The 2,516-nt window shown below is 40.5% G+C and carries 2 protein-coding genes; both read right to left on the reverse strand.

Annotated elements, in window-relative coordinates:
• Window positions 1–2,069 (reverse strand): hypothetical protein (locus WC955_13395; protein MFA5860050.1); only part of this gene is annotated, 2,069 nt, incomplete at its 3' end.
• 180 nt (window positions 2,070–2,249) lie between these two features.
• A partial coding sequence (locus WC955_13400; GenBank protein MFA5860051.1) for a sortase occupies window positions 2,250–2,516 on the reverse strand: 267 nt, incomplete at its 5' end.

The raw sequence follows: 2,516 nt of genomic DNA on the forward strand, positions 1-2,516 counted from the left end.
GTAATAACCAATGGGGTTTGACTCACAGAAGCAAAAGTTAAGCCACCGGAAGTTAAACCGCTTGCATGAGATTGTCCGTCAACTTTTAACGAACCTTCCACGTAAGACAGCCCGGAAGCAAAAGTATCGGTCACCACAACATTTTTCAAGTTAATTGAACTGCCTGCAGAAACCTTGATTCTATATTCCACAACATCATTTTGCTTTGCTGAAGTTGTATGGGAAAAAGCAGTTTCGTTGCCGGTGATATTTTTTACTTCTTTAATCAAACCGACGATGCCTTTTTCTACAACTGGTTCATTAATGTAAGTGCTGCAATTTGCGGTCTGTCCATCGTTACTAAAGACAGTAACATTTTTATTACCACCAGTGGTGTAGGTAGTACCAAATACACTGCCGGTAAACGACTGGCCATTCCCAGTCCAATTATAAGGGGCGGTGCCACCGGTTGCCCTGAAGGTAGCTTGCTGGCCAATGTTATAAGAAGAGCTGTCAGCGGAACACACCAATTGGGAAGGGCTGGACTGAATAACAACTTGGGTGGAAGTTAAAAACTTGCCACAATCCGGATTAACGTCATACATTTTGAATGTATACGTATTTCCAGCTTGTAAGTTAGCAGAAGTGGTAAAGCTGCCGGTTTTAGCACCGGTAGTTAACACGGTTTCCGTACCATTGGAATTTACCTGGGTGATTTTAATTTGATTGTTTCCGTCAGAACCCCATGTCAGTTTAACTGAGTAGTAAGAGCCTTGCTTAACAGGAGTTGCGGCGTTTAAGAAATAATTGGTATTTACAACACAAACCGGAGGAGTAATATCACAGCTACCGGTAACCACATCGGCATGAGCCAACTTGGTTTTACCGTTTGATGTGTTGTATAGAGTAAATCTGTAAGTTCTGTTTGGGTTCATCCAAGCAGTATCAGAGGTTGTGTCATTTAAGTTGTAACCAACTACATTGGTAACGTTATCCAAAGTATCGGTAACTTCCACAACAGCGGAAGTAACATTTTGGGTTGACCAAGTGACAGTGGTCTTAAACAAACACTGGCCGCTGACTTTAACAGCCGCGGTGGCTGAAATTTGGCCGGCAGGAACATTAATTACCGGAGAAGGCGTAATATCACAGCTACCGGTAACCACATCGGCATGAGCCAACTTGGTTTTACCGTTTGATGTGTTGTATAGAGTAAATCTGTAAGTTCTGTTTGGGTTCATCCAAGCAGTATCAGAGGTTGTGTCATTTAAGTTGTAACCAACTACATTGGTAACATTATCCAAAGTATCGGTAACTTCCACGACAGCGGAAGTAACATTTTGGGTTGACCAAGTGACAGTGGTCTTAAACAAACACTGACCGCTGACTTTAACAGCCGCGGTGGCTGAAATTTGACCGGCAGGAACATTAATTACCGGAGGAGGGGTGTTGCCGACAACCTTTACTTTAAAACGATAAAATTTAGAATATTCAAAGCAAGCCTGCATTTCGCCCATATCAAAGCTACCCGCTGTAAGACCTAAAATATCTTTGCCATAAATCGGGTTTGCTTGGTAGTCAAAAAACTGTCCGCTACCCGGGACTATTTCCAAATTACTGCCTTCCGGAATATCAATTGTTACACTACCGTTTACGGTGTTGGTTAAACTTCCGTCTCCACGGGTTCCTGAAAATGATGTGCTAATGGTATTACCGGAAATTGAGAAGTCTCCATTTACGCCAAAAGCCGTAGTTTGTTCGGAGCTCAAACCTTGCTGGGCTCCATTGTGAGCATAAATTCTCACATATAATTCATCACCGACATTACCATAGTCGTCGGCAACGTAGCCGGTTTCATTTAAATTACGCACTGCTATTGGAGCAAAATCTGTGCATCCATAACCGGCAGTGCTATCCCATGTTACCGGGAAAAAATTTAATGTCGCTACTGTCGGAGCATTTGAACAATTTTCCGACTTGGCGACATTGGTTTTTTGTGGCGCGATTATTAAAACGGCACCGATTAAAACCAATGTTAAAAAAGCGGACAGTGTACCCGGCTTCATTAACTTAAGTATAATATTATTCATATTGATTAACCTCTAAAAGTTACTTTAAAAGATTTGTTAATCACTTAATGCAACTTTTAATAATAATTCTAATTAAATCTATTAATTATTTAGTTATTTACCTAACTAACAATTATAATACTTTTTCTCATTTTTGTCAATAGACATTTTTTTACATTTTATCCCTTGTTTAAGCTTGTATTACCTTTCCACTTGAGTTACTTGCCCAAACACTACTAACCTTTTGGCAGTAGAGCCAACCGGCCAACAGGTAGATAAAGCCACAATTGATTCCCCGGTATTTTTAAATTGTTCCTGATCGGTTGCTGAAAATTCCTTGCGGCCAGTTACTACATAGTGGAATATTGCATCTTTTCCGTTTTTTTGCACAACAGTAATCTTAAAAGAAGTGTTGTCGGCCAAATCGCCAAGCTTGGAAAATACTTTGTTAAAATCGCCTTTCACCCA

Source organism: Elusimicrobiota bacterium (assembly GCA_041658405.1).
In the GTDB taxonomy this organism is placed as follows: domain Bacteria; phylum Elusimicrobiota; class UBA5214; order JBBAAG01; family JBBAAG01; genus JBBAAG01.